The 23,667-nt window shown below is 60.8% G+C and carries 24 protein-coding genes; 9 read left to right on the top strand and 15 right to left on the bottom strand.

The window, feature by feature from the left end:
* Positions 1 to 10 precede the first annotated feature (10 nt).
* The 7 genes from flgK to ACYSTU_RS25100 form a co-directional block, all read right to left on the bottom strand.
* Positions 11 to 2,056: a flagellar hook-associated protein FlgK gene (flgK, locus tag ACYSTU_RS25130; protein ID WP_499002255.1), complete on the bottom strand. Its 2,046-nt coding sequence runs from the start codon at positions 2,054 to 2,056 to the stop codon at positions 11 to 13.
* A 25-nt stretch (positions 2,057 to 2,081) separates the two neighbouring features.
* Complete coding sequence (gene flgJ / locus ACYSTU_RS25125; RefSeq protein ID WP_123442866.1) at positions 2,082 to 3,398, bottom strand: flagellar assembly peptidoglycan hydrolase FlgJ; 1,317 nt, start codon at positions 3,396 to 3,398, stop codon at positions 2,082 to 2,084.
* Between the two features lie 11 nt (positions 3,399 to 3,409).
* Positions 3,410 to 4,498, bottom strand: coding sequence for a flagellar basal body P-ring protein FlgI (locus ACYSTU_RS25120; RefSeq protein WP_052269122.1), 1,089 nt, complete (start codon positions 4,496 to 4,498; stop codon positions 3,410 to 3,412).
* Between the two features lie 27 nt (positions 4,499 to 4,525).
* A complete protein-coding gene (gene flgH, locus ACYSTU_RS25115) occupies positions 4,526 to 5,221 on the bottom strand; it encodes a flagellar basal body L-ring protein FlgH (RefSeq protein ID WP_016771110.1) in 696 nt (231 codons plus the stop codon).
* Between the two features lie 51 nt (positions 5,222 to 5,272).
* Positions 5,273 to 6,058: a flagellar basal-body rod protein FlgG gene (gene flgG / locus ACYSTU_RS25110; RefSeq protein WP_024012082.1), complete on the bottom strand. Its 786-nt coding sequence runs from the start codon at positions 6,056 to 6,058 to the stop codon at positions 5,273 to 5,275.
* Between the two features lie 45 nt (positions 6,059 to 6,103).
* The gene (locus tag ACYSTU_RS25105; protein WP_016771112.1) at positions 6,104 to 6,844 is read right to left on the bottom strand and encodes a flagellar basal body rod protein FlgF; all 741 of its coding nucleotides are present in this window, start codon (positions 6,842 to 6,844) and stop codon (positions 6,104 to 6,106) included.
* Between the two features lie 344 nt (positions 6,845 to 7,188).
* On the bottom strand, positions 7,189 to 8,751 hold the full coding sequence (locus ACYSTU_RS25100) for a sigma-54-dependent transcriptional regulator (RefSeq protein WP_122602226.1): 1,563 nt from the start codon (positions 8,749 to 8,751) through the stop codon (positions 7,189 to 7,191).
* A 392-nt stretch (positions 8,752 to 9,143) separates the two neighbouring features.
* Here ACYSTU_RS25100 and phhA point away from each other — a divergent pair, with 392 nt between their 5' ends.
* The 6 genes from phhA to ACYSTU_RS25070 all read left to right on the top strand — a co-directional run bounded on the left by phhA (position 9,144) and on the right by ACYSTU_RS25070 (position 13,565).
* On the top strand, positions 9,144 to 9,935 hold the full coding sequence (gene phhA / locus ACYSTU_RS25095) for a phenylalanine 4-monooxygenase (RefSeq protein WP_016771114.1): 792 nt from the start codon (positions 9,144 to 9,146) through the stop codon (positions 9,933 to 9,935).
* A gap of 115 nt (positions 9,936 to 10,050) precedes the next feature.
* Positions 10,051 to 10,407, top strand: coding sequence for a 4a-hydroxytetrahydrobiopterin dehydratase (locus ACYSTU_RS25090; protein ID WP_016771115.1), 357 nt, complete (start codon positions 10,051 to 10,053; stop codon positions 10,405 to 10,407).
* Positions 10,407 to 11,600: an amino acid aminotransferase gene (locus tag ACYSTU_RS25085; protein ID WP_499002247.1), complete on the top strand. Its 1,194-nt coding sequence runs from the start codon at positions 10,407 to 10,409 to the stop codon at positions 11,598 to 11,600. Before ACYSTU_RS25090 ends, ACYSTU_RS25085 begins: the two co-directional genes overlap by 1 nt.
* Positions 11,601 to 11,880: 280 nt before the next feature.
* Entirely contained in the window at positions 11,881 to 12,012 is a 132-nt protein-coding gene (locus ACYSTU_RS25080) for a hypothetical protein (RefSeq protein ID WP_016771117.1), read from the top strand.
* Between the two features lie 70 nt (positions 12,013 to 12,082).
* A complete protein-coding gene (locus tag ACYSTU_RS25075; RefSeq protein WP_039761215.1) occupies positions 12,083 to 12,265 on the top strand; it encodes a hypothetical protein in 183 nt (60 codons plus the stop codon).
* A gap of 112 nt (positions 12,266 to 12,377) precedes the next feature.
* The gene (locus tag ACYSTU_RS25070) at positions 12,378 to 13,565 is read left to right on the top strand and encodes an MFS transporter (protein ID WP_038861083.1); all 1,188 of its coding nucleotides are present in this window, start codon (positions 12,378 to 12,380) and stop codon (positions 13,563 to 13,565) included.
* On the opposite strand, the gene arfB is transcribed toward ACYSTU_RS25070, so the two are convergent.
* Together arfB and ACYSTU_RS25060 are read right to left on the bottom strand one after the other, a co-directional pair.
* Entirely contained in the window at positions 13,562 to 13,975 is a 414-nt protein-coding gene (gene arfB, locus ACYSTU_RS25065; RefSeq protein WP_016771119.1) for an alternative ribosome rescue aminoacyl-tRNA hydrolase ArfB, read from the bottom strand. The two genes, ACYSTU_RS25070 and arfB, sit on opposite strands and share 4 nt — an antisense overlap.
* 225 nt (positions 13,976 to 14,200) lie before the next feature.
* Positions 14,201 to 15,613: an amino acid permease gene (locus tag ACYSTU_RS25060; RefSeq protein ID WP_056783743.1), complete on the bottom strand. Its 1,413-nt coding sequence runs from the start codon at positions 15,611 to 15,613 to the stop codon at positions 14,201 to 14,203.
* Between the two features lie 892 nt (positions 15,614 to 16,505).
* Here ACYSTU_RS25060 and ACYSTU_RS25055 point away from each other — a divergent pair.
* The gene (locus tag ACYSTU_RS25055) at positions 16,506 to 16,643 is read left to right on the top strand and encodes a hypothetical protein (RefSeq protein ID WP_003222780.1); all 138 of its coding nucleotides are present in this window, start codon (positions 16,506 to 16,508) and stop codon (positions 16,641 to 16,643) included.
* A 71-nt stretch (positions 16,644 to 16,714) separates the two neighbouring features.
* Positions 16,715 to 17,680: a M29 family metallopeptidase gene (locus ACYSTU_RS25050; protein ID WP_125917820.1), complete on the top strand. Its 966-nt coding sequence runs from the start codon at positions 16,715 to 16,717 to the stop codon at positions 17,678 to 17,680.
* 297 nt (positions 17,681 to 17,977) lie between these two features.
* Here ACYSTU_RS25050 and rluB read toward each other — a convergent pair whose 3' ends face one another.
* The 6 genes from rluB to ACYSTU_RS25020 form a co-directional block, all read right to left on the bottom strand.
* Entirely contained in the window at positions 17,978 to 19,198 is a 1,221-nt protein-coding gene (gene rluB, locus ACYSTU_RS25045; RefSeq protein WP_499002241.1) for a 23S rRNA pseudouridine(2605) synthase RluB, read from the bottom strand.
* A 142-nt stretch (positions 19,199 to 19,340) separates the two neighbouring features.
* Complete coding sequence (locus tag ACYSTU_RS25040; protein ID WP_016771121.1) at positions 19,341 to 19,532, bottom strand: DUF1289 domain-containing protein; 192 nt, start codon at positions 19,530 to 19,532, stop codon at positions 19,341 to 19,343.
* Between the two features lie 144 nt (positions 19,533 to 19,676).
* Positions 19,677 to 20,642 carry an SMC-Scp complex subunit ScpB gene (gene scpB, locus ACYSTU_RS25035; protein ID WP_499002238.1) on the bottom strand — a complete coding sequence of 322 codons (966 nt, stop codon included), beginning with the start codon at positions 20,640 to 20,642 and terminating at the stop codon, positions 19,677 to 19,679.
* Positions 20,643 to 20,653: 11 nt separating this feature from the next.
* A complete protein-coding gene (locus ACYSTU_RS25030) occupies positions 20,654 to 21,475 on the bottom strand; it encodes a segregation and condensation protein A (RefSeq protein WP_024012074.1) in 822 nt (273 codons plus the stop codon).
* Positions 21,476 to 22,105 (bottom strand): L-threonylcarbamoyladenylate synthase, encoded by a 630-nt coding sequence (locus tag ACYSTU_RS25025; protein WP_499002234.1) that lies wholly within the window; start codon positions 22,103 to 22,105, stop codon positions 21,476 to 21,478.
* Between the two features lie 13 nt (positions 22,106 to 22,118).
* Entirely contained in the window at positions 22,119 to 22,982 is an 864-nt protein-coding gene (locus ACYSTU_RS25020) for a PHP domain-containing protein (protein WP_499002231.1), read from the bottom strand.
* Positions 22,983 to 23,069: 87 nt separating this feature from the next.
* Here ACYSTU_RS25020 and ACYSTU_RS25015 point away from each other — a divergent pair, with 87 nt between their 5' ends.
* The gene (locus ACYSTU_RS25015) at positions 23,070 to 23,666 is read left to right on the top strand and encodes a septation protein A (protein WP_016771126.1); all 597 of its coding nucleotides are present in this window, start codon (positions 23,070 to 23,072) and stop codon (positions 23,664 to 23,666) included.
* Position 23,667 lies beyond the last annotated feature (1 nt).

Below are 23,667 nucleotides of genomic sequence, written 5' to 3'. Positions count from 1 at the left end.
TTACGACTCCTTAAAGGCTGTTGATCAGCGTGGCGAAAGTTTCCTGCGCAGCTTTGATGATCTGCGAAGACGCTGTGTAGTACTGCTGGTACTTGACCAGGTTGCCGGTTTCTTCGTCCAGGTTGACCCCGGAAAGCGAATCGCGGGCACCCTTGGCGTTCTCCAGAATCGCCGTGGTTGCGGCGCTGTCGGACTTGCCTTGGGCGGTCTTGGTACCGACGTTGGTCACCAGGGTGTTATAGGCGTCAGTCAGGCTGATGCCCTTGCTCGCCGAACCAGTGTCCACGGTCTGTTTGGTTTGCAATGCGACCAGTGCCTGGGCGTTGCGGTTGTCCGAAGACGCCGCGCCGGTCAGGTTCATGGTGAAGGTCTCGCCGGTTTTCGGCGTGCCGCCCACGGTGGTCTGCACGGTGAAGGTCTTCTGCACGTTCGGCGTGACCGTAGTGTCCATCACCGGGTTGCCGCTGGCGTCGACGATGCCGACCTTCAGATTCAGCGTGTTCGACTGGCCGGGCACGATGGTACCGGTGCCAATGGTCGCGCCCTTGGCGTCGACCAGGTTGTACGATTGGCTGCCGCCGCTGGCTGCGCCGAACACCAGTTTGACCGGCGTCGAATTCTTCAACGCTGCCTGCATGTCAGCCTGGGCGGTCGGGTTGTAGATGTCGATCTTGTCGCTGAGCGTCGGCTGGGTGTAAGTGCCCAGACCGTTGGCGCTGGCGACGCCGGTCAGCGGACCGGCCGCAGCGACTTTCTTCGGATCGGTCAGGACCGTCTGAATGCTCGCCGCCGCGTTGCGGGTCGGCGTGATTTTGAACGAGTCACCCGCGCTCAGCGCGCCGCCATTCAAGGCCAGGGTGAAACCGTCGATCACTGGCGGCGGATTGGTCGTAGTGCTGAATGCGCCCAGATCGGTGCCGTCGGAACGCTTGACGGTGTAATCGGTGGCGCTGGTGAAGGTCACCTGATAGTCGCTGGTGGTCAGCTTGCCGGTGTCCTTGATGGTCACATCGAGGTTGCCCGAACCGGCGCTGTTGCCATCCTTCGCAATGCTGCGCTGACTGATCAGGGCGGCACTATTGATGTTGTTGAAAATCGCCGCGCCGAAGTCACCGTTCTTGTCGATGCCCTGGGCTTGCTGGCTGTTGATCTGATCGGCAATCACCAGAGCGACGCGACCGAGCTCGTTGAGCGACGGGTCGAGGACTTCCTTGCGATAGGTCAGCAGACCGCCGATTTCGCCACCGCTGATCACCGAAGTGATGTCGATGGTGCTCGAACCGCGATCCATCTGGATCGACATGCGCGACGGGTCGGTCTTGCTCGCGACCATGCTCAGGCTGTTGGTGGTGTTGCCGATGACCAGCGGCTGGCCGCTGCCGACATAAATGTCGAAGCTGGTGCCGCGTTCGACGACCTGGGCACCGGTCAGTTCGGAGAGCTGACGCACGGCTTCGTTACGGCTGTCGAGCAGGTCGTTCGGCGCTCCGCCACTGGTGGAGATTTCGCCGATCTTCTGGTTGAGATTGGCGATCGCCGTGGCGAGTTTGTTCACCTGGGCGGTCATGTCGCCGAGGCTGCCGTTGATCGTGGTGTTCTGATCGTTGAGCTGCTTGGCCAGGGTATTGAAACGGCTGGTCAGCGCCTGCGCACCGGTCAGCACCGACTGACGCGAAGTGTCATCGGTGGCCGACGTCGATACGCCCTGCATCGAGGTGAAGAATTTCTGCAGCACACCGGTCAGGCCGGTGTTGGTGTCCGAGAGCATGGCGTCCAGCGGCGTCGCCTGCTTGAGAAACGCGGCCGACTCGCTGTCCAGCGAAGTCGCGGTGTGCAGCTGCGATTCCAGGTACGAGTTGTACACCCGGCGCACGTCAGCCAGGGTCGTGCCCGTGCCGATGAAAACGCTGCCGTACTGCTGCGAGGACTTGGTGCCCTGCACGGTTTGCTGACGTGAATAACCGGCGGTGTCGACGTTGGCAATGTTGTTGCCTGTCGTAGCCAGAGAGGACTGGCTGGCCGACAGTCCCGACATCCCGATATTGAGCAAACTCATGGTTCAGACCTTATTACCTGGTGCCTTATAAAGGCGTGGTGGAGACACCCGCCGCAGCGTAGTTTTCAAAACTGTTCATCTGCTTGGCAATTTGCGAAATCTTCGTCGCGTAGTTCGGGTCAGTGGCGTAACCGGCCTTCTGCAACTCGCGTACAAACTGTTCTGGGTTATCGGCCGACTTCAGCACTTCTTGATAGCGATTGTTGCTCTGCAGCAACGTCACCAGATCGTGGAAGCTGTCCTTGTACGAGGCGTAGGAACGGAACTCGGCCGTCTCCTTGACCATCGCGCCATTGCGGAACTCGCTGGTGATCGCGCGGGCCGAATCGCCCTTCCAGTTGCTGCTCGCCTTGATGCCGAACAGGTTGTGGCTGCTGCTGCCGTCCTGGGCGCGCATGACCGATTTGCCCCAACCGGTTTCCAGTGCCGCTTGCGCCACCAGATAACGCGGATCGACGCCGATGCGGTCGGCAGCTTCCTTGGCCATCGGCAGCATGGTGTTGACGAATTCGTCGGCGGAACTGAAGGCCTTTTTCGCCGGTGCCAGCGGAATCTGCGCCATGGCGCGGCCGTAGACCTGCATCTGGCCGCCAGCGGCTTTCTGCTCTTCGGCACGGGCCAGCCAGTCGCCGTTGTACAACGCACCGGAGCCTGTGACGGCGTTAGTCGCAGCCCGTTGCGGCAAGGCGTTGGTCGCTGCGGCCGCAGTGCTGGCAGTGGCCACGCTCGGCGCCGACGGCACCAGACCAGCGAGCAAGCGGTCGGCCAGTTTCGGCGGCAATGCCAGACGCCGCTGGTTGATCAGCGCCATGTCGTTGCGATGGGAAATATCGGTGTTGTTCGGCGCATGCACCGAGCGCGATGCCCACAACGGACGCTCGCCGTTGACGCGGGACAGCGGACCGGTGGCGACGGTGCCAGCGGCAATCGGCGTCGGCACGGCGGCGGCCTTGGCCAGCGCTTCCTGCTGCTTGGCGGCGGACGCAGCCGCAGCCTCGCCCGGCGCCATCGGCTTGTTCTTCGACATCTGGCGGATCAGCACGTCGGCCAGGCCAATACCACCGCCCTCGCGGGACATGGAAACCGCCAGTTGCTGGTCGTACATTTCCTGATACTGCTTGGCCGCCGGCGTGTTCAGCGGGTTGTCCTGACCAAGCGCTTCGGTGGCCGAGCGCATCGACTTGAGCATTTCGCCGAGGAACAGCGACTCGAATTCCTGCGCAACCTTGCGCATGTTCTCGTCGCTGTTCTTGTCGCCGACCTTGAGCTGGTTCAGACGATTGAGGTCGGAGTAGGAACCCGAATCGCTGCTGCTGACCAGACCGCTTTTGCGCATATCCATGGGGGCCGGCCTCAGATCACGATCAGGTCGGCTTGCAATGCGCCGGCCTGCTTCAGAGCTTCGAGAATTGCCATCAGGTCACCTGGTGCCGCGCCGACCTGGTTCACCGCACGGACGATCTCGTCGAGGGTGGTGCCCGGGCCGAACTTGAACATCGGTTTGGCTTCCTGTTCGGCATTCACCCGCGAGCGCGGTACGACGGCGGTCTGGCCGTTGGACAGCGGGCCAGGCTGGCTGACGATCGGGTCTTCGGTGATGGTCACGGTCAGGCTGCCGTGGGTCACGGCGGCTGGCGACACTTTCACGTTCTGGCCGATGACGATGGTGCCGGTACGCGAGTTGATGATGACTTTGGCGACGGCCTGGCCCGGATCGACTTCAAGGTTTTCCAGGATCGACAGGTAGTCGACACGCTGGCTCGGATCGAGCGGTGCAGTCACACGGATCGAACCGCCATCAATGGCTTGTGCGACGCCAGGGCCGAGCATGTCGTTGATCTTGTCGACGATGCGCTTGGCGGTGGTGAAGTCGGAGCGGTTGAGGTTCAGCGTCAGACTGTTGCCCTGGTTGAAACCGCTCGGCACCGAACGCTCAACCGAGGCACCGCCAGGGATGCGCCCGGCCGACGGAACGTTGACGGTAATCTTCGAACCGTCACGGCCTTCAGCGTCGAAACCGCCAACCACGAGGTTGCCCTGAGCGATTGCATAGACGTTGCCGTCGATACCCTTGAGTGGCGTCAGCAACAAAGTGCCGCCGCGCAGGCTCTTGGAGTTACCGATCGACGAAACGGTGATGTCGACCTGCTGACCCGGTTTGGCAAACGCTGGCAGATCAGCACTCACCGACACCGCCGCGACGTTCTTCAACTGCACGTTGCCCGATCCCGGCGGCACCTTGATGCCGAACTGCGAGAGCATGTTGTTGAAAGTCTGCAGGGTGAACGGGGTCTGCGTCGTCTGGTCGCCGGTACCGTTAAGCCCGACCACCAGGCCGTAACCGATCAACTGGTTGGAGCGCACGCCGGAAATGCTGGCGATGTCTTTCAGCCGCTCGGCATGTGCAGTGAAGGCAACCGGCAACAACAACGCGGCCAGCATGAGGCTTTTCAGATTCAACGTAGCCACCTAGAAAGGGAACAGCGGGCTGAGGAAGAAGCGGTCGAACCAGCCTGGCTGACTCGTGTCGGCAAACGCGCCGGTACCCGAATAGGTGATGCGCGCATCGGCGACACGGGTCGACGACACAGTGTTGTCGGTCGCGATGTCATCGGCGCGGACCATGCCGGCGATGCGCACCAGCTCGTCACCGGTATTGAGCGTCAGCCACTTCTCGCCACGCACGGCAATGATGCCGTTGGGCAGCACGTCGGCCACGGTCACGGTGATCGAGCCGGTCAGGCTGTTGCTCTGCCCGGACTTGGCGTCGCCCTTGGTCGAACGGTCGGCGCTGTAGCCGGCGTTGAGGCTCAGGTCACCGCCACCAATCGGGTTGTTGGTGGTCAGGCTGGAGCCGAACAACGAGGTCAGGCCGATCGAGTTATCGCTGTTCTTGTCCATCTGCGAGTTGGCGTTCTTGCTTGCCTGCGTGCGCTCGTTCAGGGTGATGGTGATGATGTCACCGACCCGGAACGCCTTGCGGTCGCTGTACAGGTTCTGCTCGAAGCCGGCCTGATAGATCGAGCCGTTGTTGGCCGCCGCCGGCAACGGTGTGCGCGGCAACACCGGGGCGTAGTAAGGGTCATTGGGCTTGGGCGTCGGGGCGACGCAGCCCGCGAGCGAGACGACCCCACTCAATGCCAGAACAGATACAAAGCGCTTCATGACCCTACCTCACGGTGTTGCTGGCGACCTCAGGCCGCCCCAAAGACTGGATTACAGATTCTGCGTTACGAACGAGAGCATCTGGTCGGCGGTGGAGATCACCTTGGAGTTCATCTCGTAGGCGCGTTGAGTGGTGATCATGTTGACCATCTCTTCAACGGTGCTGACGTTCGAGGTTTCCAGGGTGTTCTGCAGCGTGGTACCGAAACCGTTCAGGCCCGGGGTGCCGACCTGCGGCGCGCCGGAAGCCGCGGTTTCCAGGAACAGGTTGTTGCCCACGGCTTGCAGGCCGGCCGGGTTGATGAAGTCAGCGGTCTGCAGGTTGCCGATCACTTGCGAGGCCGGATTGCCGGCGATGGTGATCGACACGGTGCCGTCACGGCCGACAGTGAAGGTCTGCGCATCGTTAGGAATGATGATCGCCGGCTCCAGCGCGAAACCGCTGGCGTTGACGATCTGGCCATTGGAGTCGAGGTGGAAAGTACCGTCACGGGTGTAGGACGTGGTGCCGTCCGGCTGCAGGATCTGGAAGAAACCGCGACCGTCGATGGCCATGTCCAGCGGCTGCTCAGTGGTTTGCAGGCTGCCAGCGGTGAAGTTTTTCTGGGTGCCGACAATGCGCACACCGGTACCCACTTGCAGACCCGACGGCAGTTCGCTGTCCTGGGTCGACTGGGCGCCTGGCTGACGCTTGATCTGATAGAGCAGGTCCTGGAACTCGGCACGGTCACGTTTGAAACCCGTGGTCGAAACGTTCGCCAGGTTGTTGGAAATGGTGGTCAGGTTGGTGTCCTGGGCGGACAGACCGGTTTTGGCAACCCATAGAGCCGGAAGCATTCGATTCTCCTCGTGCGCCTGTTTTACGGCGCGACGTTCTGATAATTAGCTGATCTGCAAGACCCGAGCCATGGCCTGGTCGTCGTCTTTGGCGGTGTTCATCATCTTGACGTGCAACTCGAACTGCTTGGCCAGCGCCAGCACCGAAGTCATTTCTTCCACGGCATTGACGTTGCTCGACTCGAGGAAACCCGAGACCAGTTTGACGTTGGCGTCGGCTTGCGCCGGCTGGCCGTCCTTGGTGTAAATCGAACCGTCGAGGCCTTTGTTCATGTTCTTGATGTCCGGATTGACCAGCTTGATCCGGTCGACTTCGGCCATGACGCGCGGACCTTCGCCCATTGCGCGAATGCTGATGGTGCCGTCTTCACCGACTTCGACCTGCTGCTCGGGCGGCACGGCGATCGGGCCGCCATTACCGATCACCGGCATGCCGTTGCCGGCGCGCAATACGCCGAGGGCGTCGATGTTGAGGCTGCCGGTGCGCACGTAGCTTTCACCACCGCTGGGGTTTTGCACGGCGATGAAACCGTTGCCGGATACCGCGACGTCGAGTTCACGCCCGGTCTGCACCAGCGAGCCCGGCGTGAAGTCGGTGGCGGGACGTTCGCTCATGGCAAACGCGCGCGCCGGAAAGCTGTCACCGAACACCGGCATCGAACGCGCCTGCTCGAGGTCGCGCTGGAAGCCGTTGGTGGAGATGTTCGCCAGGTTGTTGGCATGCGCCCGCTGCGCCAGTGCGTTCTGGCTGGCGCCGGTCATTGCCACATAAAGGTACTTGTCCACTGTGTTTCCTCTGCATGCCGGACGTTTGCCGCCCACCGCTGTACTGCTCAGCCATAAGCAATTTGCAGACCAACTTTTTATTGGCGGGCGAAGGCCCGGCAAACAGGGGACTTGAGGGGATCGGAGGGGGAATCTGAAATGGGTCGAAGACGAAAAACCGGCGGTGTCATGCCGGTTAGTGGCAATCCTGAGTTCGGCGGGGGATGGCGATCCTGTGGCGAGGGGATTTATCCCCGTTCGGCTGCGCAGCAGTCGCCAAGCCTGCAAATGAGGTCGCTGGGAAGGAAAAGCGGGGCGGCTTCGCCGCCCATCGGGGATAAATCCCCTCGCCACAAAGGCTCTATTTAGCTTTCGGAGGTTTTGCCAACCTCATACTCACGCAACTTGTTGGCAATCGTCGTGTGCGAAACACCCAGCCGCTTGCCCAACTGCCGACTGCTCGGATGCTCGGAATACAAGCGTTCCAGCACCGCTTTCTCGAAACGCCCGACGATCTCGTCGAGATTTCCGTCGAGGGAAAAATCGCCAAGCGGCTGACGCACGCCGTAATCCGGCAGGCGAATATGTTCGGCCTTGACCGTGCCGCCGTCGCACAGGGAAACCGCCTGGAACAGTACGTTCTCCAGCTGCCGCACGTTGCCCGGCCAGTGGTAATGGCTGAGACGATCCATCGCCGCCGGGGCCAGCTTCGGCAGCGGACAGCCGATCTGCCGACTGGCCTGGTCGAGAAAGTGCTCAACCAGCGGCGTCAGACCGTCGAGGCATTCGCGCAGCGGCGGGATGTGCAGCGACAGTACGTTCAAGCGGTGATAGAGATCCTGGCGAAACTCGCCGCGCGCGCACAATTCGGACAAGTCCACCTGCGTCGCGCAGATCACCCGCACGTCCAGATAGACCTCTTCATCACTGCCGACGCGACGGAAGCAACCATCCTGAAGAAAGCGCAGCAATTTGACCTGCAAGCGCGGGCTCATCTCGCCGACGCCATCGAGAAACAGCGTGCCGCCAGCGGTCAACTCCAGCAGGCCAAGCTTGCCCTCAGCGCGAGCGCCTTCGAAAGCGCCGGGGCCGTAGCCGAACAGTTCGGTCTCGGCCATCGACTCCGGCAGTCCGGCGCAGTTGAGCGCCATCAACGGTGACTGTCCACGCGGGCTGGCGAGGTGACAGGCGCGCGCGAGCAGTTCCTTGCCGGTGCCGGTTTCGCCTTCTATTAATAGCGGCGCATCCAGCGGCGCCATGCGTCGCGCTTCGCGGACCACAGCGGCCATGACTTTCGAGCTCTGGAAAATACTGTCGAAACCGCGCAGCTCTTGCTTGCGCACATTGTAGATGCGCTCGCCGACCCGATCGGCGCGGTGCAGAGTCAATACGGCGCCGGCCATGGCCTCGCTGTCATCGTGCTCCGATTGCAGCGGCGCGATGTCGGCGAGAAAGATGTCGCCCTTGACCTTGACGCGCATGCCGTTGATCCGCGATTTGTTGGCGCGCACCAGTTCGGGCAGGTCGAAATCCTCGGCGTAGCGCGACAGCGGAATCCCCGGCACCTCATCGACGCGCACGCCGAGCAACTGCGCCGCCGCGCGGTTGGCCGCAACGATCGAGCCGCCCATGTCGATCGACAGCACCGGAAACTCCAGCGCGCCAAGCAGTGCGTTCAATTCCATGTGCCGGCGTTCACTGGGCATCAGCCCGACGCGCTTGACCCCGAACACCCCGCCGATCGCCTCGAACTTGGGGCGCAACGCCTGGAACTGGATGTTGATCAGGTTCGGGCAGTGCAGGTAGATCGCATTGCCATGCTCACCGCCAACTTCACCGCGGGCAACGTTGATCCCGTACGCCACCAGCAGATTGAGAATGTCGCGCAGGATGCCGATGCGGTTCTGGCAGTGGACTTTGATGCGCATAGAAAAAGGCCCGACAGGTTTGAGAGGTAAACACATGTCCTTGTGGGAGCGAGCCTGCTCGCGAAGGCGCCAGCACATCCAGTATCGATGTGTCATACAGACCGCTTTCGCGAGCAGGCTCGCTCCCACAGGGTTTGGTGGCGCGCCCGAGGCAGAGTTTCTGTCGAGGCACGCAGATAGTTGTCAAGATTATGTGACAGCCCCTGCCCTTTTCAAACCCGCCAATCACCGTAATTGCTGATTATCCGACAATGCGTAACGATAACTTTACGAAACTCGACGAAATTTCCTACGCATGCGCGGCTCAACGTGCTGCGCAGCTTCGCGCTCTGGGGTATTCCTTTAGCCATCGCTGGACATAACAAAAACGAATTTCCTAGCAGGAGAGCAGCATGAAGCAGACGCAATACGTGGCTCGCGAGCCCGATGCGCAAGGTTTTATCGACTACCCCGCCGAAGAACACGCGGTGTGGAACACGCTGATCACTCGCCAGTTGAAGGTGATCGAAGGTCGCGCGTGCCAGGAATACCTGGACGGTATCGAAAAACTCGGTCTGCCCCACGACCGCATCCCGCAACTGGCCGAGATCAACAAAGTGCTCGGCGAGACCACCGGCTGGCAGGTTGCCCGGGTGCCAGCGCTGATTCCCTTCCAGACGTTTTTCGAGTTGCTTGCCAGCAAGCAATTCCCCGTCGCCACCTTCATTCGTACCCGCGAAGAACTCGACTACCTGCAAGAGCCGGACATCTTTCACGAGATCTTTGGTCATTGCCCGTTGCTGACCAACCCGTACTTCGCTGAATTCACCCACACCTACGGCAAGCTCGGCCTGCAAGCGACCAAGGAAGAGCGCGTGTATCTGGCGCGGCTGTACTGGATGACCATCGAATTCGGTCTGGTCGACACCCCGCAGGGCAAGCGCATCTACGGTGGCGGGATTCTGTCCTCGCCGAAAGAAACCGTTTACTGCCTGTCGGACGAGCCCGAGCATCAGCTCTTCGATCCGCTGGAAGCCATGCGCACGCCGTATCGCATCGACATCCTGCAACCGCTGTACTTCGTCCTGCCCAATCTCAAGCGCCTGTTCGATGTGGCCCATGAAGACATCATGGCCATGGTTCGCCAAGGCATGCAGCTGGGCTTGCACGCGCCGAAATTTCCGCCGAAACCCAAAGCCGCCTGAACCGCGACTTTTGCTGACAATTGCGTCTGTCCGTCGCCGCCACTTTGCTTTAGCGTGACGGCATTGGCGGCACACGCGCTTTAATAAAAAACACACTCGTTTTCAGGAATCCACCATGTCGACTTTGAACCAAGCCCACTGCGAAGCCTGCCGCGCCGATGCGCCACAAGTCAGCGATGAAGAACTGCCGATCCTGATCAAGCAGATCCCTGACTGGAACATCGAAGTACGCGACGGCATCATGCAGCTGGAAAAAGTTTTCCTGTTCAAGAACTTCAAACACGCGCTGGCGTTCACCAACGCCGTCGGCGAGATCTCCGAGGCCGAAGGTCACCACCCGGGCCTGCTGACCGAGTGGGGCAAAGTCACCGTGACCTGGTGGAGCCATTCGATCAAAGGCCTGCACCGCAACGACTTCATCATGGCTGCGCGCACTGACGAAGTGGCCAAGACCGCAGAAGGACGCAAGTAATGCACTTCGACGCCATCGGCCGGGTCCCCGGCGACCCGATTCTCGGTTTGATGGAGGCCTATGCGCAGGATGCCAATCCGCGCAAGTTCGACCTTGGCGTTGGCGTCTACAAGGATGCCCAGGGCCGGACGCCGATTCCCGAAGCGGTGAAAATCGCCGAGGCGCGACTGGTCGAAAGCCAGGACACCAAGACCTACATCGGTGGCCACGGCAATCCGCTGTTCGGCAAGGTCATCAATGAGCTGGTACTCGGTGCCGACTCGCAACTGATCACCGAACAACGCGCCGGCGCCACCCAGACCCCGGGCGGTACCGGTGCCTTGCGGCTGGCGGCAGACTTCATTGCGCAATGCCTGCCGGGTAAAGGCGTGTGGTTGAGCAACCCGACCTGGCCGATCCACGAAACCATTTTCGCCGCCGCCAAGGTCAAGGTCAGCCACTACCCGTACGTCGGCAGTGACAACCGCCTCGACGTCGAAGCGATGCTCGCCGTGCTCAGGGAAGTGCCAAAGGGCGACGTGGTGTTGCTGCATGCGTGCTGCCACAACCCGACCGGTTTCGACCTGAGCCATGACGACTGGAAGCGCGTGCTTGAAGTGGTGCGCAGCCGCGATCTGCTGCCGCTGATCGACTTCGCTTATCAGGGTTTTGGCGATGGCCTGGAGCAGGACGCCTGGTCGACCCGGTTGTTCGCGGCGCAAGTGCCGGAGCTGCTGATCACCAGTTCCTGCTCGAAGAACTTCGGCCTGTATCGCGACCGTACCGGTGCGCTGATCGTCTGCGCGACCAGCGCCGACAAGCTCATCGACATCCGCAGCCAACTGGCCAATATCGCCCGCAATCTGTGGTCGACGCCGCCGGATCACGGCGCGGCGGTGGTCGCGACCATCCTCGCCGATCCAGAGCTGAAAGCGCGCTGGGCCGATGAAGTGGAAGCGATGCGCTTGCGTATCGCGCAGTTGCGCAGCGGTCTGGTCGAAGCGCTGGAACCCCACGGTTTGCGTGAGCGTTTCGCGCACATCGGCGTGCAACGCGGGATGTTCTCCTACACCGGCCTGTCGCCGGAACAGGTGAAAACCCTGCGCGAGCGGCACAGCGTGTACATGGTCAGCTCGGGCCGGGCCAACGTCGCCGGCATTGACGCCACCCGCCTCGCATCGCTTGCGGACGCGATCGCTGACGCCTGCAAATAATCCCCCCGCCCGACTGATCGTTCCCACGCTCTGCGTGGGAATGCAGCCCGGGACGCTCCGCGTCCCAACAGCGGACGCAGAGCGTCCATTGAGGCATTCCCACGCAGAGCGTGGGAACGATCAGCAACATTTAGTTTTCGGTTGATCTCGCGCCCTGCGGCCATCTGTCGCATTAATTTGAATTAAAAGTCTGATTGTCATTTTTCCTGCTGTATCCTGCGCAGGCTTTGTAAAGCGCGGAGCACCTGATCTATCAACAGACTTAGCGAGGAGCGCAACCATGCACGAGATTCCCAATCTCCCCTTCCCAAGCCTGCACGTACCTGAGCAGACGACCCCGCAACACGCCGGCGCTGAAAAGCCCGAGCCGCAAGAAGCCGCTGACAGCCGCAAAGCTGACAGCGAAGAGTAAGACCCGCCGTACAGACCGTGTGGAAAGCGCTAACATGCGCTTTCCACACTGCCTGAAACCCGAGCCCGCCATGACCGATGAATTTTCCGAAAGCCAAGCTGCCGTGCTGATCGGCGCCACCGAGAAAATGATCGAGATCTGGAATCGCCTCTCGCCCGAGAAACAGGCCGCCCTGCTCGAGCGTTTCGGCAGCGAAGAAAACGCCCTCGCCGCCCTCGTCACCACGCAACTTGTCGCTCCGGCGAAATCCTGAAAGCGCCACCCGGCAAATAGTTTTACTTTTCCCCGCCCTTGAGCGGTTCACGCCGGTATCATGAGCAGCCTATCTAATCTGCTGCTCCCGTGGATCGTTACCCATGTCGTCTATACCCGAGCCCCAGCGTCCGCTGACGGTTACGCTGCAAGTAGTCTCCATCGTCCTTTTCACCTTCATTGGTTACCTGAACATCGGCATCCCGCTGGCCGTGCTGCCGGGCTACGTCCACAGTGACCTGGGTTTCGGTGCGGTGATCGCCGGGCTGGTGATCAGCGTGCAATATCTCGCCACCCTGCTCAGCCGCCCGTACGCGGGCAAGATCATCGACAACCAGGGCAGCAAACGCGCAGTGATGATCGGCCTCGCTGGTTGCGGCTTGAGCGGTGTGTTCATGCTGATTTCCGCGTGGACACCGAACCTGCCACTGCTGAGCCTGATCAGCCTGTTGATCGGCCGTCTGGTATTGGGCAGTGCGGAAAGCCTGGTCGGTTCCGGTTCGATTGGCTGGGGCATCGGCCGGGTCGGCGCTGCGAATACGGCGAAAGTGATTTCCTGGAACGGCATCGCCAGTTACGGCGCCCTGGCGATCGGCGCGCCGTTCGGTGTCTGGCTGGTAAGCAGGCTGGGGCTGTGGAGCATGGGCGTGAGCATCATCCTTCTCGCCCTGCTCGGTCTGGCGCTGGCATGGCCGAAGACTGCGGCGCCAATTGTTGCCGGTGAACGCCTGCCGTTCATGCATGTGCTGGGCAAAGTCTTCCCCCACGGCTGCGGGCTCGCGCTGGGCTCGATCGGCTTCGGCACCATCGCCACTTTCATCACCCTGTATTACGCGACCCAGCACTGGGACAACGCCGTGCTATGCCTGAGCCTGTTCGGTGCCAGCTTCATCGGCGCGCGGCTGCTGTTCGGCAACCTGATCAACCGCCTCGGCGGCTTCCGCGTGGCGATTGCCTGCCTGTCGGTGGAAACGTTGGGGCTGTTGCTGTTGTGGATTGCTCCGGATGCGCATTGGGCACTGGCCGGTGCGGCGCTGAGCGGTTTCGGCTTCTCGCTGGTGTTCCCGGCGCTGGGCGTGGAGGCGGTGAATCTGGTGCCGGCCTCAAGCCGTGGCGCGGCGGTCGGCGCCTATTCGCTGTTCATTGATTTGTCGCTGGGGATCACCGGGCCGCTGGCCGGGGCGATCGCAGCAGGATTCGGTTTTGCTTCGATCTTCTTGTTCGCCGCATTTGCAGCGTTGAGCGGCCTTGGCTTGAGTGTCTATCTGTACAAGCACACGGCGAAGTATCGCGAGGTTTAGAAGTCCACCTTGCCGCGCCCGGCCTTGATGCTGCCGCGCTTGGTTTTCGACTCCAGCCGACGCTTCTTCGAACCGAGGGTCGGCTTGGTCGGGCGGCGTTTCTTTTCGACTTTGGTGGCGCTGAGAATCAGCTCGACCAGCCGCTCCAGCGCATCGGCGCGGTTGGCTTCCTGGGTGCGATATTGCTGCGCCTTGATGATCAGCACGCCGTCGCTGGTGATACGACTGTCGCGCAGCGCCAGCAGGCGTTCCTTGTAGAACTCCGGCAATGACGAGTTGGGAATGTCGAAGCGCAAGTGCATGGCGCTGGAGACCTTGTTGACGTTCTGTCCACCGGCGCCTTGCGCGCGGATGGCGGTCAATTCGATCTCGGCATCGGGCAGATGCACATTGTTGGAAATCACCAGCATGGAAAAAAGCGTCCGTAATCAGAGGGTGCAGGATAACCTGATTCACTCAACCTCTGTGGGAGCGAGCCTGCTCGCGAAGGCGGTGTGTCAGTCGATGCAGATGTTTCTGATGGACCGCTTTCGCGAGCAGGCTCGCTCCCACAGGGTTCGGTGTGATGCCAGATTTTTCCATTTCAAAACAACAAACCCGGCACTTGGCCGGGTCTGCTGTTTTTGCTTGAGCGGTTACTTGGCGATCACTGGCAGCGCCTGCTGGGCACTGCGCTTGTTCTTGATCAGGTAGCAGACCCACATGAACACCACCCAAACCGGAATCGCATACACCGAGATCTGAATCCCCGGGATCAGCAGCATCACGCCGAGGATGAACACCACGAACGCCAGGCAGACGAAGTTGCCGTACGGGTACCACAGCGCCTTGAACAATGGCGTCTGTTTGGTCTGGTTCATGTGCTGGCGGAACTTGAAGTGCGAGTAGCTGATCATCGCCCAGTTGATCACCAGCGTCGCAACCACCAGCGACATCAGCAGTTCCAGCGCATGTTGCGGGATCAGATAGTTGAGCAACACGGCAACCAGCGTCACTGCCGCCGACGCCAGAATCGAACGCACCGGCACGCCGCGCTTGTCGATCTTCGCCAGACCTTTCGGCGCATCGCCCTGCTCGGCCATGCCCAGCAGCATGCGGCTGTTGCAGTAGGTGCCGCTGTTGTATACCGACAGCGCAGCGGTCAGCACGACGAAGTTGAGGATGTGCGCGGCGGTATTGCTGCCGAGCATCGAGAACACCTGGACGAACGGACTGCCGCTGTAGGAATCGCCCGACGCATTGAGGGTTTCCAGCAGGCTGTCCCACGGGGTCAGCGACAGCAGGATCACCAGCGCACCGATGTAGAAAATCAGGATGCGGTAGATCACCTGGTTGATCGCTTTCGGGATCACGGTTTTTGGCTTGTCGGCTTCAGCGGCGGTGAAACCGAGCATTTCCAGACCGCCGAAGGAGAACATGATGATCGCCATGGCCATCACCAGACCGCTCACCCCGTTGGGAAAGAAACCGCCGTGGGACCACAGGTTGCTCACCGACGCCTGCGGGCCGCCGTGGCCGCTGACCAGCAGGTAGCTGCCCAAGGCGATCATGCCAACGATGGCCACAACCTTGATGATCGCAAACCAGAATTCGGCTTCACCGAAGACTTTGACGTTGGCCAGGTTGATCGCGTTGATCAGCACGAAGAATGCAGCAGCGGAGACCCAGGTCGGGATGTCCGGCGCCCAGTAATGGATGTACTTGCCAACCGCTGTCAGCTCGGACATGCCCACCAGAATGTACAGAATCCAGCAGTTCCAGCCAGACAGGAACCCGGCGAAACCGCCCCAGTATTTGTGCGCGAAATGGCTGAAGGAGCCGGCCACCGGCTCTTCGACGATCATTTCGCCGAGCTGGCGCATGATCATGAAGGCGATGAAGCCGCAAATGGCGTAGCCGAGGATCATCGACGGGCCGGCGGATTTCAGTACCCCGGCAGAACCGAGGAACAATCCGGTACCGATCGCGCCACCGAGGGCGATCAGTTGAATATGGCGATTTTTCAGGCCGCGCTTAAGCTCGCCTGATTGCGAGGGTTGTCCACTCATGAAAAAGGTCTCACGCAAGGTTTGATGATGTTCAGTAGACGTTGCTGCAAGGTTGCGATTTCAGGCAGCCCCGATCAAACCCCAGCGCAGGCACCAGGAGTTCAGCTCATTTACAACGGTCATGCGTCACCTGTTTGTTTTTATCTGTGACGAAATCGAACCCGGCACGCTTGTGGCGCGGCGGAGTGAACAAGGCGGATAGCCTCGAGATTTTTGCGATTACGCAGAGGGTCACAGTTAAAACGCGGCGCATTGTACACCGCTAACCCCCTGCTGCCAGACCCGCCTGATCAGCGTGTCGGTTGCCGGGATTGCATGTGTCCGCCTCGACAGTCTCGAGCGGGTGCAAAATGTGAGTCAGGCCTTTGCAGGCCATCGACGGGGACGAGGAAAAAACCGTCCCACGGGGAGAAGTGGAAATCAGTCGCGGCGTACATTGCGCCTCCTTCTTGTTATTCGCCTGCACGACAGGCATGGGGCGCATCACACCCTGCCTGAAGGCTGGAAACAAGCGCGCCAGAGCCCTGCGTGGCGCACGCTGCGTCGGCTTACGGAAGCTTTTCCTTACAACGGAGGGCGAGACGGGAAATCACCGGGTTGGCGGGCCAATATCGTCAGGTTTTCTTTACAACGCGTAACGGATATTTTCCGAATCAGAAATTTCTGTAGGACGTCTGCATATTGACGGTCGCTAGCTTGCTATCAATTTCGCCGACCTAGTTTTTTGTTTTCAAATAAGAAAATTCATCGCGAAAAACAGAACAAAAAGTCTATTTAAAAATTAAATGGATAAATTTTTGCATTCACAAAAACGCTCAACTAGGTTCTTCACGTCTCACCGGCCACCACGACCGGTCAGTCATAAACCGTGAAATTCTCTAGGAGATCGACCATGCAAGCACTGGAAAAAGACTTGGATACCGAACTGCAACTGGACGAATGGTTTGAAGCGCCAACCCATGAGGCCGCTGTGGAAATGATGCAAGCCGACGCGGTGGTTCCGTTCGGCACGGCGATGTGGCCTCTGTAAGACATCCCGGGCAGGCACGGTCCGGCCGGTCGTGCCTGCCGCTTCATTCCCCGGTCAGTCAGGGAGGATTCATGGACAAGCCCCGCGCCATCTCGCATTTCCTTTACTACCTCGAACATCACCCAGCCCTCGCCGGCCTCGACTCGGCGAAGGTCATGCTCGGCCATACTGCCGACTACGAAGCCCTGACCGGCGCCATTGCCGAACAGGCCGGTGAATATCCGCGCTTCCAGTTCAGCGCCCGGCGCCTGGACCTGGAAAGCACCGCAGCGCTGTCCGAAGCAATTGCCGACAGCGATCTGTACATTTTCTTCTACGACTCTTCCACACTGCCCAACCCACGCCCCGATGGCCCGGAGTTCGTCCGCGCGCTGCAAGCGGTCATGGCGGAAAACTGGAAGAAGTCGCTGCTGTTCAAGGACTACGGCGACTATTTCTACGACACCTTCAGCATCACCCCGCAACGCATCGCCGGGCTCAACAGTCACCTGATCCAGCGCATGTCCCAGGCGACCACGCTGAGTTTCAAGGACGATCACGGCTCATGGTTCGAAACGCCGATGAGCAGCATCAAGAAGTGGACCGACATCAACGGCGTGGGCAATTTCGACTTGGCGCCGGGCGAAATCGCCACCCACAGCGAAGCCATCAATGGCCATGTGAAATTCAAGGGCACCTTCCTCAGCACCATCCCGTTCGCGCGCAAGTACGGCGTGCTGGAATCGCCGCTGGAATTGTGGATCGAGAACTCGACCATCAGCCGCATCGCCACCGACGTGCCGGGGCTGGAACATGATTTCAACAAGTACCTGGATGCCAACCCGTCGAACCGGCGAATTGAGGAGTTGGGGATTGGCACCAATGAAGGCGTCAAGGATCTGTATGCGCGTAATGCCGGGTTTGAGGAGCGGCACTGTGGGCTGCATCTCGGACTGGGCGGTGGCGCCAAGGGCAGTCATCACCTGGATCTGATCTTTTCTGGCGGGGTGTTGGCGCTGGATGACAAACCAGTCTTCGACGGACGATTCGTGTTTTAAGCGACTGGCCCCTTCGCGAGCAGGCTCGCTCCCACAGGGGCTTTATGTAAGCCGCAGATGATCGTTCCCACGCTCCGCGTGGGAATGCAGCCCGGGACGCTCCGCGTCCCTTCAAAAGCCGAACGCGGAGCGTCCGTTGAGGCATTCCCACGCAGAGCGTGGGAACGATCGGTGTCAGCACAGACTTTCGCCCAGACAAAAAAACGCCAACCCTGAGGTTGGCGTTTTTGCTTCAGCTTGTAGCTTGTAGCTTGTAGCTTGTAGCTTGTAGCTTGCAGCTAGTAACTCACAGCTGCCTTATTCCGGTTTCTTGCGTCCAAAACCCGGGCGCTGACCGGAACCAGCCGGTGCGCCGCGACGCTTGCCCGAGGGCTTGTCGCCGTCGACCAGTTTGATCCCCGGACGCTTCGGCGCCGGTTTGGCCGGGCGTTTGTTGCTGGTGTCGGCTGGACGATCCGCCACTGGCGTACCGCGACCGGCCGGTGTACGACCTTCGCCACGCTCAGTACGGCCATTGGCCGGACGCGGTGCGCGCTCGCCGTCACGGGCGACTGGCTTGCGACCTGGACGCTCGCCTTCGATCTGCGGCTCACGGCTCTGGCGCGGCGCGGTCGGCGCGCCGGCGGCTGGACGCAGGGTGCGTACGCGCTCGGTCTTGGCCATCGGCCGCGACGATTTGCGCTGCATGCGTTCGAGCTTGTCCTTGCTCTTGGCGTTCAGCTGCGGCATCGCCACCGGGGTCAGGCCGACTTCGGCGCTGAGCACGTCGACTTCGTACTGGCTCATTTCGCGCCAGCGGCCCATCGGCAGGTCGGAGTTGAGGAACACCGGACCGAAACGCACGCGCTTCAGACGGCTGACCACCAGACCCTGCGATTCCCACAGACGACGAACCTCACGGTTGCGCCCTTCCATGACCACGCAGTGGTACCAATGGTTGAAGCCTTCACCGCCCGGCGCCTGTTGAATGTCGGTGAAACGCGCCGGACCGTCTTCCAGCACCACGCCGGCCCTGAGGCGTTCGATCATCTCGTCATCGACTTCACCGCGTACACGCACGGCGTACTCGCGGTCCATCTCGTAGGACGGGTGCATCAGACGGTTGGCCAGCTCACCGTCAGTGGTGAACATCAGCAGACCGGTGGTGTTGATGTCGAGACGGCCGATGTTGATCCAGCGGCCTTCTTTCGGACGCGGCAGCTTGTCGAACACGGTCGGACGGCCTTCCGGGTCGTCACGGGTGCAGATTTCGCCGTCGGGCTTGTTGTACATGATCACGCGGCGCACCGATTCGGCGGCCTCTTCGCGTTTGATCACCTTGCCATCGATGGTAATGGCGTCGTGCATGTCGACGCGCAGGCCGAGGGTGGCGTCTTTGCCATTGACCTTGATCCGGCCCTGGCTGATCCAGGATTCCACGTCACGGCGCGAGCCGACGCCGATACGGGCGAGGACCTTCTGCAGCTTTTCGCCTGCTGGGCCGATTTCCTGGTCGTCTTTCTGATTGATGTCACTCATCTGGGCACCTCCCGGTGTGGTCTGTTCAGGCGGCGCCTGAAGTATTGAAAACTGGGTCCAGGCCGAAGGGATCGGCGAAGGGTCGCGAATCATACGCGGATGTGCGCCATCGCGCATCAGAGACTAGCTGATCGATTGCCGGTTATTTCTTTTTCCGCCGACCGGCACCACCGAGTTTGATCAGGCGCAGCGCGGCTTCGGCCAGCACCGTGCGTTTGTCGTCCTTGTCGAGCTTCTTCCAGGCCTTGATCTCGCGCTTGCTGCGACCGCAACCGAGGCAGATGTCGTCGGAGAATTTGCAGAGGCTGATGCAGGGGTCTTTGGTTGAGCTCATCGCAATCTCCAGAACGACATTTCACCCTGTGGGAGCGAGCCTGCTCGCGAAGGCGCAGTGTCATTCAGTATTGATGTATCTGACACACCGCCTTCGCGAGCAGGCTCGCTCCCACAAGGGTCTTCACTGGTTTCTCAATAGGCGTCAGTCTTCGAACTCGCGCCGTTCGGCTTCGATTGCCTCGGCCAGTGCGCGGGCTTCGGCTTCTTCTTCGCTGAGTTCCGGTTCCGGCTGTTCGAGGGCGGCGACAGCGGCCAGGAGCTTCTCGCGGGCTTCGGCGACACCGAGAATGTCTTCTTCCGGTTCGGCGTCAGGCGCCGCTTCAAGTTCAACTTCAGCTTCAACAACCGGCTCGATGATCTCAGGCTCGGGCACCGGCGCTTCGCCATCCGCCGCATCGCGCAGCAAGTCGTCGAAGTCGGTCTTGATCCCCTCTTCCATGCTGTCCAGCTCCAGCAACAGGGAATGGAAACTGGTTTCTTCCTTCTCCTCCTCCGGCTCGGCGCTGGCGTCGGCCAGGTCCTGCAGACTCTGCGGCACCGGCGCGTCGTCGAAGTCGAGCACCGGTTCGGCTTCCATCTCGCGCAGTTCGGCTAGCGGCGGCAGGTCTTCGAGGTTTTTCAGGTTGAAGTGGTCGAGAAACGCCTTGGTCGTGGCGAACATCGCCGGTTTGCCCGGCACGTCGCGATAACCGACGACGCGGATCCACTCACGCTCGAGCAAGGTCTTGACGATGTTGCTGTTGACCGCCACGCCACGCACGTCTTCGATTTCGCCCCGGGTGATCGGCTGGCGATAGGCGATCAACGCGATGGTTTCCAGCAAGGCGCGGGAATAGCGCTGCGGGCGCTCTTCCCAGAGACGGCCGACCCACGGCGAGAACTTCTCGCGGATCTGCAAGCGATAGCCCGACGAGACTTCCTTGAGCTCGAAGGCACGGCCCTCGCAGGATTTGCCGAGCAGGGTCAGGGCTTTCTTGAAGACCGCCGGCTCCGGCCGCTCGCCTTCTTCAAACAGTTCATACAGGCGCTCAAGGGATTGCGGCTTTCCCGAGGCCAACAGAAAGGCTTCAAGCAGGGACGCCAGCTCGCGGGGTTCAGTCAGGTTCATACAGGGACTCGTTATTCGGCTCGGGCTCGCACGTGGATCGCGGCGAACGGCTCATTCTGCACCAGCTCGACCAAGGATTCCTTGACCAGTTCAAGGATCGCCATGAAGGTCACCACCACACCCAGGCGACCTTCTTCAGCGGTGAACAGCTCGACAAACGGCACAAAACCGCCGCCCTTGAGCCGTTCCAGCACATCACTCATGCGCTCGCGGGTGGACAGCGCTTCACGGCTGACCTGGTGGCTTTCGAACATGTCGCCACGGCGCAGGACTTCGGCCATGCACATCAGAATCTCTTCCAGCGCGACGTCCGGCAACAGCTTGCGCGCCCGCGCTTCCGGTGCGTCGAGCTTGGGCACGATCACATCGCGACCGACCCGACTCAGACCGTCGATGCCTTCGGCAGCGGCCTTGAAGCGCTCGTATTCCTGCAAGCGGCGGATCAGTTCAGCGCGCGGGTCGTCTTCTTCATCTTCAACGGTTTCGGCGCGCGGCAGAAGCATGCGCGATTTGATCTCGGCGAGCATCGCCGCCATCACCAGATACTCGGCGGCCAGCTCCAGACGCACCGACTGCATCAACTCGACGTAGCCCATGTACTGGCGGGTGATTTCCGCCACCGGGATGTCGAGGATGTTGATGTTCTGTTTGCGGATCAGGTACAGCAGCAGGTCGAGCGGGCCTTCGAAGGCTTCAAGAAAGACTTCCAGCGCATCCGGCGGGATGTACAGGTCCAGCGGCATTTCCATGACCGCCTGACCATAGACCATCGCGAACGGCAGTTCCTGCTGGGCGCCGGCCTGGGGATCGACCACGGTTTCCACTGCGGACATTCAGGCCTCGACCATGAACGGCGTCGGATCGCCGCAACCGACGCGGACCACTTCCGGGTCGTCGCCGGTCAGGTCAATCACCGTTGAGGCCTTGATGCCGCCAAAGCCGCCGTCGATGATCAGATCGACCTGATGCTCAAGCAACTGGCGCATTTCGTAAGGATCGCTGAGTGGGTCTTCTTCGCCGGGCATGATCAGCGTCACGCTCATCAGCGGCTCGCCGAGTTCGGCCAACAGCGCCAGCGCGATCGGATGGCTCGGCACGCGCAGGCCGATGGTGCGCTTCTTCGGATGCAGCAACAGGCGCGGCACTTCGCGGGTGGCGTTGAGAATAAAGGTGTAAGGCCCCGGCAGGTGCGCCTTGAGAATGCGGAAGGTGCCGGTGTCGATCTTGGCGTAATTGCCCAGTTGCGACAGGTCGCTGCAGATCAGCGCGAAGTTGTGCTTTTCATCGAGCTGACGCAGACGTCGCACACGCTCGATGGCGGTCTTGTCGCCGATCTGGCAACCAATGGCGTAGGACGAGTCCGTGGGATAAATCACCACCCCGCCCTTGCGGATGATCTCGACCGCCTGTTTGATCAGGCGCGCTTGCGGGTTTTCCGGATGTATCTGGAAAAATTGACTCACATTCTCTACCTGTTCAGACGGCGGCAATATCTGTGTCATGTTTGAACCGACACCACAGGGGTGGAAGGTCCTCGGGAACCGGCCGGTACTGGCCGATCTCGGACCAGCCGCCAGGGCCATGGAAGTCACTGCCGGCGCTGACCAGCAGACCGAACTCACGGGCAAGGATCGCCAGGCTGCCCACCTGTTCTGCGGGCTGATGGCCATTGACCACCTCGATAGCATGCCCGCCTGCTTGAATATAGTCGGCAATCAGCTTTCGGCGCTTGCTACGGGTGAAATCGTAGTGCCATGGATGCGCCAGGCTGACCCAGGCACCGGCGGCGCGCAGGGTGGCGACGGTGTCTTCCAGGGTCGGCCAGTGCAGCTTGACGTCGCCGAGCTTGCCGGCGCCGAGCCATTTGCGAAATGCCTCGGCGCGATCCTTTACATAACCTTCACGCACCATCCAGTCGGCGAAATGCGGCCGGGCCGGCGCGTTGCCGCTGTCGCCCAGCTCCTGCTGGATCTGCCGGGCGCCGTCGAGGGCACCGGGCATCCCCTTGAGTGCGAGCTTGCGGCTTATTTCTTCCGACCGCAGCCAGCGGCCATCGTGCAATTTGGCGATCGCTTCCACTAACGGCGCAGCGTTGACGTCGAAACCGTAGCCCAATACGTGAATAGTCGCCCCGCCCCAGGTGCAGGACAATTCGACGCCGTTGACCAGTTGCATGCCCAACTCGGTGGCGGCAGCACGCGCCTCGGCGAGCCCCTCAAGAGTGTCGTGGTCGGTCAACGCCAGGACTCGCACGCCGTTTTCGAACGCTCGCGCAACCAGAACCGCAGGCGCTAGGGCGCCGTCGGAGGCCGTGCTGTGGCAGTGCAAATCAACATTCACGGGGAGTTGTAACCTCAAATCAGCTGGCGCTATCGCGCGCCCATATGTTTGTTATTATGCCGCCACATCCAGCTTCTGGCTCTCACTGTGAAACAATTCATCGATTTCATCCCGCTTCTGCTGTTCTTCATCGTTTACAAACTTGATCCACGGGTCGTCGACATTGCCGGCCAGCAAGTGACCGTAGGCGGTATCTACAGCGCCACGGCGATGCTGATCATCAGTTCGCTGGTGGTGTACGGCGCGCTGTTCATCAAGCAGCGCAAGCTGGAAAAGAGCCAATGGCTGACGCTGATCGCCTGCCTGGTATTCGGCAGCCTGACGCTGGCCTTCCACAGCGAAACCTTCCTGAAATGGAAAGCGCCGGTGGTCAACTGGTTGTTCGCTGCGGCGTTCATCGGCAGCCATTTCATCGGCGATCGCCTGCTGATCAAACGCATCATGGGCCACGCGCTGACCTTGCCAGATCCGGTCTGGACGCGCCTGAACATCGCCTGGATCGGCTTCTTCCTGTTCTGCGGCGCGGCCAACCTGTTCGTCGCCTTCACCTTCCAGAGCATCTGGGTCGACTTCAAGGTGTTCGGCAGCCTGGGCATGACCGTGCTGTTCCTTGTCGCACAGGGCGTTTACCTGTCGCGCCATCTGCATGACACCGATACCACAACGCCAAAAACCGAGGACTGAC

The organism is Pseudomonas glycinis (genome assembly GCF_054871425.1).
Note: the sequence above shows the minus strand (reverse complement) of the source record. Positions and strands in the feature narration are given on the sequence as shown.